Below are 7,702 nucleotides of genomic sequence, written 5' to 3' on the forward strand. Positions count from 1 at the left end.
GTCCACGCCCGACGCGTGGCGCTCGTCGAGCGCCTGGTGCTCCGGGTCGCACAGGAACGGTACGGCGACGGGCCGACGGCGCTCGTCGAGGGTTGGCTCGGCCGCGTCCGCGACGAGGGGCCGGCCGCGTTCGACGCGCTCGCCCTCGAGGTCGAGCAGACGCCCATCGAGGACGTGACGGCCGTGCTCCGAACGCTGACCGCCTACTTCCACCTGGTCAACAACGCCGAGCAGATCGAGATCGTCCGCGTCAACCGGGAGCGGGCGCGGGCCGCGACGGCCGAGGCCCCCCGTGGCGAGTCGATCGCCCAGGTCGTCGCCGAGGTCGCGTCCTCGAGGACGGCGGAGCAGGCGCGAGCGCTCATCCGCCAACTCGACATCCAGCCGACCTTGACGGCGCACCCGACCGAGGCCCGCCGCCGCACCATCCTGCTCCACCAGCAAGAGGCCGCCGCAGCGCTCGACAAGCTGACGGACCTCGACTTGGCGCCGGAGGAGGCGCACCACGCCGAGGAAGAGGCCTTGCGTCGCCTCCGCCTGCTGCTCGCCACCGACGAGGTGCGCCCGGCAGCGGTGACCGTCCGCGACGAGGTCCGCCACGGTCTGTACTTCGTCGCGACGACGATCTGGGACGTGGTGCCGAGCGTGCATTCGGACCTGCGGAGGGCGTTCCAGTCTCGCTTCGACGAACCCATGGGCGACGCCGGTCCGGTCCTGCGCTACCGCTCGTGGATCGGCGGCGACCGTGACGGCAACCCCAACGTCACCGCGGACGTGACAGAGTGGGCGCTGCGCGCGCACCGTGAGGACGCGCTCCGTCTGCACCGCCGGGATCTAAACCGCTTGCGCCTGGACCTGTCCGTGAGCGACCGGCAAGTGGACCTGGGCGACGCCTTGCGCGCGTCCATCGAGGACGACCGCGACGCCGTGCCGCTCCCCGAGCGTCGGTGGCGGCAAAACGAGCACGAGCCGGTCCGCCTCAAGATCATGCAGATGAGCCACAAGCTCGACCGCCTGATCGCGACGTTGCCCGACGGCGACTCGGGCCAACCGAAGGCCGGCGCCAGCCAACCCTGCGACCCCGGCCCGACCATCGACTACGACGCCGCCGCGTTCCGGGCCGACCTCGACCTGATCGCCGACGCGCTCCGCCACGCCGGCCTCGATGGCCTGGCCGACGAAGGCGCCCTGGCCGACGCCCGCGTCCGCGCCAGCACGTTCGGCTTCCACCTGGCCGCCCTCGACTTGCGCCAGCACAGCCGCCTGCACGAAGCGGCCGTCGCCGACCTTCTCCAGCGATCCGACGTCGAGGCCGACTACACCGCCCTCGATGAGGACGCGCGCGTCGACCTGCTGACGCGCGAGTTGCAGAACCCACGCCCGTTCATCCGCTTGGGCGGCGAGGTGGACCCCGAGACCGACCGCGTGCTCGCGCCGCTCCGAGTCGCGAAGGCCGCCCTCGAGGCCGAGCCGGAGTCGATCGGGAGCTACATCGTGTCGATGACGGACGCGGTCAGCGACGTCCTCGAGGTCTTGCTGCTGGCCAAGGAAGTTGGGTTGTGGCGGCTCGAGGACGGACGCGTCCAGAGCCCCATCGACGCGGTCCCGTTGTTGGAGACCATCGCCGACCTCGAGGCCGGGCCGGCGCTCCTAAAGCAACTGTTCGAGAACCCGGTCTACCGGAAGCACCTCGACAATCGCGGTGGGCTGCAAGAGGTCATGTTGGGGTACTCGGACTCGAACAAGGACGGCGGCTACTGGCAGGCCAACTGGTCGCTCCACAAGGCGCAGGGCGCCATTGCCCAGACCTGCCGCGACGCGGGCGTCGACCTGCGCTACTTCCACGGCCGCGGAGGAACGGTCGGGCGAGGCGGAGGCCGGGCCGGACAGGCGATCCGGTCCATCCCGTCCGTCGCCCAGAACGGCCGGATCCGCTTTACGGAGCAGGGCGAGGTGATCTCGTTCCGCTACGCGTTGCCCGGCATCGCGCGCCGTCACCTCGAGCAGATCGTCCACGCCACGCTCGGCGCCCTAGCCGACTCTGAGAGCGCGGGCGACGGGTTCGCCCTCGAGGCCGAGACGCACGCGCTGATGGAGCGGCTGGCCGACCAGTCGATGGCGACGTACCGCGACCTGATCGACGCGCCCGAGTTCTGGCCGTGGTACACGGCCTCGACGCCCATCGCCCACATCGCACGCCTATCGATCGCCTCACGGCCGATCTCTCGGAAAGGCATGGCCGACCTCGACTTTGAGGGGTTGCGCGCGATCCCGTGGGTGTTCTCGTGGACCCAGCCCCGGTTTACTGCGCCCGGCTGGTACGGCGTCGGGACGGCGCTCGCGAACGCGATCACGGGCGACGACCTCGAGGCGTTGCGACGCCTACAGGACGAGTGGCCGTTTTTCCAGGCGATCACCGGCAACGCCCTCCGCGAGATGGCCCGCGCCCGGCTGGTCGTCGGGCGGCGGTACAGCGCGCTCGCCCTCGAGGCCGGTGCGTCCCCGGCATCCTTCGAGGCCGTCGAGACGGAGTTCGCTCGCGCGGAGACGGCGCTCCTGCGCGTCGTCCGGCGCGACACGTTCTTGGACCCGGGGCGCGCCATCGCGGCGACCATCCGCTACCGCAACCCGGCCACGGATGTCCTCAACCTGGTCCAACTCGACCTGCTGCGTCGCTGGCGCGCCGACCTCGAGGCCGATGGATTGGCACCGGCGCTCCTGTTGTCGGTCAATGCCATCGCCGCCGCCATGCAGTCGACGGGGTAGACGCGGGGTGGCGGCCTCGAGGTCGCGTGATCGCTCCCGCCCTCGAGGCCGATGAGAGTTCTGGACCGTAGAGGCACCACGCTGTGGCGTGTATGCCGCCCTCGAGGACGCGGCTCTACGAGCTCGGCGTCACCGCCCGTCGCGGGATCGGCGTCGAGAGGACCATCTGGGTGACCGGCTCACCGAACGGCAGCAGCCGGTCGATCAGCTCTTCCAGCGCCTCCATCGACGCCACCGCGACGATCATCAGGAGCGAGCTGCTGCCCGTCGTGCGGTAGCACTCGAGGACGTCCTGCATCTCCTGGATCTGGGCGACGCTCCGCTGAAACCGCGCGCGGTCCACCTGCATGTGCAAGACGGCCTGGACTGGCCGCCCGAGCTTCGCGGGGTCCACGGTCGCGTGATACCCTTTGATCACACCGTCGGCCTCAAGGCGGTGGAGGCGTTCAGCGACGGCGGGTGGCGACAGACCGATCCGGCGGCCGATCTCAGCATAGCTGAGGCGTGCGTCGGACTGCACGTGGGCGAGCAGGCGATGGTCGAGAGTGTCCATTTCGAGAGGATCGAAGGCGAGATGAGATGAGGCTCGTTGAATCGAACGCGATGTCTCAACGATACCGTTGATCGGCTCTTTTAGAGATGGCGTGTCGAGGCCTAGCCTGTGATCGTCCACTCGCCTCCGACCTCGATGACGTTGACTTCGCCGATTCGCGCACCACGCGGTACCTCGCTTTCCTGCCGAGGCTGGCACCAAGAGGCCGCCCTGCGGATGCTGATGAACAACCTCGATCCTGAGGTGGCCGAGCGGCCCGAGAACCTGGTCGTCTACGGCGGGGCGGGCAAGGCCGCGCGGGATTGGGCGTCGTATCACCGGATCGTCGACACGCTCCGCCGGCTGAAGAACGACGAGACGCTGCTGGTCCAGAGCGGCAAACCGGTCGGCGTGTTTCGGACGCACGACCAGGCGCCACGCGTGCTCCTCGCCAACAGCTGGATCGTGCCTCGGTGGGCAACGTGGGACCGGTTCCGCCAGCTCGAGGCCGAGGGGCTGACGATGTACGGCCAGATGACGGCCGGGAGCTGGATCTACATCGGCACGCAGGGCATCTTGCAGGGCACCTACGAGACGTTCGCGGCGTGTGCGCGGCAGCACTTCGGCGGTGATCTGAGCGGTCGGCTCGTGGTCACGGCGGGCCTGGGCGGGATGGGCGGCGCGCAGCCGTTGGCGGCGACCATGAACGGCGCGGTCTTCCTGGGCATCGACGTGGACGAGGGGCGGATCCAGCGGCGCGTGGACCAGGGCTACTGCGACCGCATCGCCCACGACCTCGACGAAGCGCTCGACGTCCTCGAGGGCGCCTGCGAGCAGCGCAAGCCGTTGTCGGTCGGGCTGGTGGGGAACGCGGCCGAGGTGTTGCCCGAGCTGGTGCGCCGCGGCCTCGAGGTCGACGTCGTGACCGACCAGACGAGCGCGCACGACTTGCGCCTCGGGTACCTCCCAGCCGGATACGGCCTCGAGGCCGCCGAGGTGTTCCGCACGTCTGACCCGACGGGGTACCAGGAGGCCGTCCTGGACAGCATGGAGGCGCACGTCTCGGCCTTGCTCGCGCTCCAGCGCGCGGGGACCGTCGCGTTCGACTACGGCAACAACCTGCGCGGCCAGGTGGCGGACCATCGAGGGCGAGCGGACGCGTTCGAGGTCCCCGGCTTCGTGCCGGAGTACATCCGACCGCTCTTCTGCCGTGGCTCCGGCCCCTTCCGCTGGGCCGCGCTCTCGGGCGACGCTGGGGACATCGCGGCGACGGACGCGGCCCTCCTGGACCTCTTCCCCGAGAACGAGCACCTGCACCGCTGGATCAAGCTGGCGCAAGAAAAGGTGCAGTTCCAGGGCTTGCCAGCGCGGATCTGCTGGCTCGAGTACGGCGAGCGAGCTGAAGCCGGTGAGCGCTTCAACTGGCTGGTGGAGACGGGCAGGGTGAGCGCGCCGTTGGTGATCGGTCGCGACCACCTCGACACGGGGAGCGTCGCGAGCCCGAACCGCGAGACCGAGGGCATGAAAGACGGGTCCGACGCCATCGGCGACTGGCCGCTCTTGAACGCGATGCTCAACACGGCGTGCGGCGCGACCTGGGTGAGCCTGCACCACGGCGGCGGCGTCGGCATCGGGTACTCGATGCACAGCGGCATGGTGTGCGTCGCCGACGGGACAGAGTCCGGCGGCCAGCGCCTCGAACGCGTGCTCACGGCCGACCCCGGCACGGGCGTCATGCGCCACGCCGACGCGGGCTACGACATCGCCATCGACACGGCGCGCGAGCGCGGGGTCGATCTGCCGAGCGTGGGGGCGGGAGCATGACCGTGGAAGAAGAGACGCCCGTCCTCGAGGGCGTGCTCCGCCTCGAGTCGCTCGACGCCGACCTCGAGGCCTCGAGGTCGGACCTCGTGGAACACCTTCGCCGTCCTCGAGGTCGCGTCGCCCAGAGCCGCCGGTTGGTAGAAGCCGCGCTTGGGGACGGGCGAGCTCACTACGGGCTCAACACGGGGTTCGGGGCGCTCAAGTCGGAGCGGATCGAGGCGGCGGACGTGGAGCGGCTTCAAGTCAACTTGCTCCGGTCACACGCGTGTGGCGTCGGTGCTCCGGTCCCGCGCCCGATCACGCGTCGGATGCTGGCGCTGAAGGCGCACGCGCTCGGCCTTGGCTACTCGGGCGCCTCCCTCGAGGTCGTCGCAGGGCTGCTTGCACTCTTGGACGCCGACGTGATCCCGGTCGTGCCGCAGCAGGGGAGCCTGGGGGCCTCGGGCGACTTGGCGCCGCTGGCGCACCTCGCGCTCGTACTGATCGGAGAAGGGACGGCGTGGGGCAACGACGGACCCGTTCCGGCGTCGGTCGCCCTCGAGGCTGCAGGGCTGACGCCGGTCGCGCTCGGCGCCAAGGACGGCCTGGCCCTCATCAACGGGACGCAGTTTATGCTGGCGTACGCCGTCGAGGTCGTGCAGCGCGCGCGGCGCCTAGCGGTGACGGCTGATATCGTGGCAGCAATGACGCTGGAGGCGCGGCTGGGCTCGGCTCGCCCGTTCGATGCGCGTGTCGCGGCGCTCCGCCCGCACCCTGGCCATGCACAAACGGCCGAGACCGTGCGTCGGCTCCTCGAGGGCTCCGAGATCGGCCCGAGCCACGCCGACTGCCAGCGCGTTCAGGACCCGTACTCGATCCGGTGTGCGCCTCAGGTCCACGGCGCGAGCCGCGACGCCATCGCCTACGCCTCGTCGAGCGTCGAGCGGGAGCTGAACAGCGTCACCGACAACCCGCTGGTGTTCGCTGCGCGGTCTCCTTCGGAGGTCGACCTCGAGGGCGAGCCGGACATCGTTTCGGCGGGCAACTTCCACGGTCAGCCCCTCGCCCTGGCGCTGGACACGGCCTCGATGGCGATCGCAGAGTGGGCGTCCATCTCAGAGCGCCGGACCTACCTGCTGATCGACGGCAGCGACGGGTTGCCGCCGTTCCTGGTGGAGCGGTCCGGCGTGCAGTCCGGGTTCATGATTCCGCAGTACGTCGCGGCGTCACTCGTGAGCGAGAACAAGACGCTGTGCCACCCCGCTTGCGTCGACTCGATCCCGTCCTCGAGGGGGCAGGAGGACCACGTCTCGATGGGCGCGTGGGGCGCCCGGAAGGCGCTACGCGTGGTCGAGAACGCCGAGCGCGTGCTCGCCATCGAAGCGCTGTGCGCGGCCCAGGCCTTGGAATTTCGCCGCCCGCTTCGGTCCAGCCCCGCCCTCGAGGCCGTCCACCGCGCGATCCGCGAGCGCGTCTCTCACCGTGCCGAGGACACCGTCTTCGACGCCGACCTCGAGGCCGCCACGGACCTCGTCCAGTCTGGGGCGTTGATCGACGCTGCGCAGGCCGTCGTCGGACCGTTGCCATGAGAAAGCGGCCGTTTCAACCGTCTCGCACACAACGCGTCGCACCGATCCGATGACCGTTCTCACCGACATCGGCCAGCTCGCGACCTGCCCGCCCAACGACGGCGTCGGGCTGATCGACCGTGCGGCGCTGGCTTGGGACGGCGGCGTTGTCGAGTGGGTCGGCCTCGAGGCCGATCTGGCCGAGCGGTATCGCGGTGCCGAGCACCAGGCGGCCGGCGGGGGACTGGGGGTGCCGGGTCTGATCGACTGCCACACGCACTTGGTTCACGCCGGCGACCGGTCCGGTGAGTTCGTCGAGCGCATCGAGGGCACGCCGTATCTCGAGATCGCCCGGCGCGGCGGCGGCATCCTGTCCACCGTCAGAGCCACACGAGCGGCCTCGAGTGCCGACCTCGAGGCGTCGGCGCGCGAGCGGCTGGACGCCATGCTCCGTCAAGGTGTGACGACTGTCGAGGCCAAGAGCGGCTACGGGCTCGCCCTGGAGGACGAGATCCGGACGCTGCGCATCCACAAGAGGCTGGCGGAGCACGGCCCGCAGCGGATTGTCTCGACGCTGCTCGCGGCCCACGTCGTCCCACCCGAGTACCGCGATGATCGCGCGGCGTACGTCCGCCTGATCGTGGACGAGATGATCCCGCAGGTCGCTGCCGAGGGTCTGGCATCGTTCGTGGACGTCTTCGTCGAGGACGGCGCGTTTACCGCAGCGGAGGCGCGCATCCTCCTCGAGGCCGCCGCCGCGCACGGCTTGGGCGGCAAGCTCCACGCCGACCAACTGAGCGACACGGGCGGCGCGGCGCTCGCCGTCGAGCTTGGGGCCGCGTCGGCCGATCACCTCGAGTGCGTCTCGGACGCCGGCATCGCGGCGCTCGCGTCCTCGAGGCATGTCCTGAGCAGAGCCGAAGGGACGGTGGCCGTCAGCTTGCCGATCGCGACCCTCGTGTTAGGGCAGGAGCCGCTGCCGGCCCGCCGGCTGCTCGACGCCGGAGCACGCGTCGCCGTCGCGACCGACTTC

5 protein-coding genes are annotated in these 7,702 nt (G+C 70.4%); 4 read left to right on the plus strand and 1 reads right to left on the minus strand.

Going from position 1 to position 7,702, the window contains the following annotated elements; all coding sequences use genetic code 11:
* Positions 1 to 2,766: phosphoenolpyruvate carboxylase (locus WBA11_RS16480; protein WP_424521738.1), on the plus strand; the 2,766-nt coding region annotated here is incomplete at its 5' end.
* Positions 2,767 to 2,881: 115 nt separating this feature from the next.
* Here the strand turns inward: WBA11_RS16480 and WBA11_RS16485 are convergent.
* On the minus strand, positions 2,882 to 3,319 hold the full coding sequence (locus WBA11_RS16485; protein ID WP_424521739.1) for an Lrp/AsnC family transcriptional regulator: 438 nt from the start codon (positions 3,317 to 3,319) through the stop codon (positions 2,882 to 2,884).
* A gap of 135 nt (positions 3,320 to 3,454) precedes the next feature.
* On the opposite strand from WBA11_RS16485, the gene hutU reads away from it, so the two are divergent.
* The 3 genes from hutU to hutI form a co-directional block, all read left to right on the plus strand.
* On the plus strand, positions 3,455 to 5,122 hold the full coding sequence (gene hutU, locus WBA11_RS16490) for a urocanate hydratase (protein ID WP_424521740.1): 1,668 nt from the start codon (positions 3,455 to 3,457) through the stop codon (positions 5,120 to 5,122).
* Entirely contained in the window at positions 5,119 to 6,690 is a 1,572-nt protein-coding gene (gene hutH, locus WBA11_RS16495) for a histidine ammonia-lyase (protein ID WP_424521741.1), read from the plus strand. The genes hutU and hutH overlap by 4 nt, the downstream gene beginning before the upstream one ends.
* 49 nt (positions 6,691 to 6,739) lie before the next feature.
* Positions 6,740 to 7,702 (plus strand): imidazolonepropionase (gene hutI, locus WBA11_RS16500; protein ID WP_424521742.1); only part of this gene is annotated, 963 nt, incomplete at its 3' end.

Origin of the sequence: Rubrivirga sp. (assembly GCF_049648075.1) — a bacterium.
Classification (GTDB): domain Bacteria; phylum Bacteroidota; class Rhodothermia; order Rhodothermales; family Rubricoccaceae; genus Rubrivirga.

What these genes read in the sequence shown, in the direction of transcription:
- WBA11_RS16485 (WP_424521739.1), bottom strand. Translation starts at nt 3,319, where the DNA reads ATGGACACTCTCGACCATCGCCTGCTCGCCCACGTGCAGTCCGACGCA.
- hutU (WP_424521740.1), top strand. Translation starts at nt 3,455, where the DNA reads ATGACGTTGACTTCGCCGATTCGCGCACCACGCGGTACCTCGCTTTCC.
- hutH (WP_424521741.1), top strand. Translation starts at nt 5,119, where the DNA reads ATGACCGTGGAAGAAGAGACGCCCGTCCTCGAGGGCGTGCTCCGCCTC.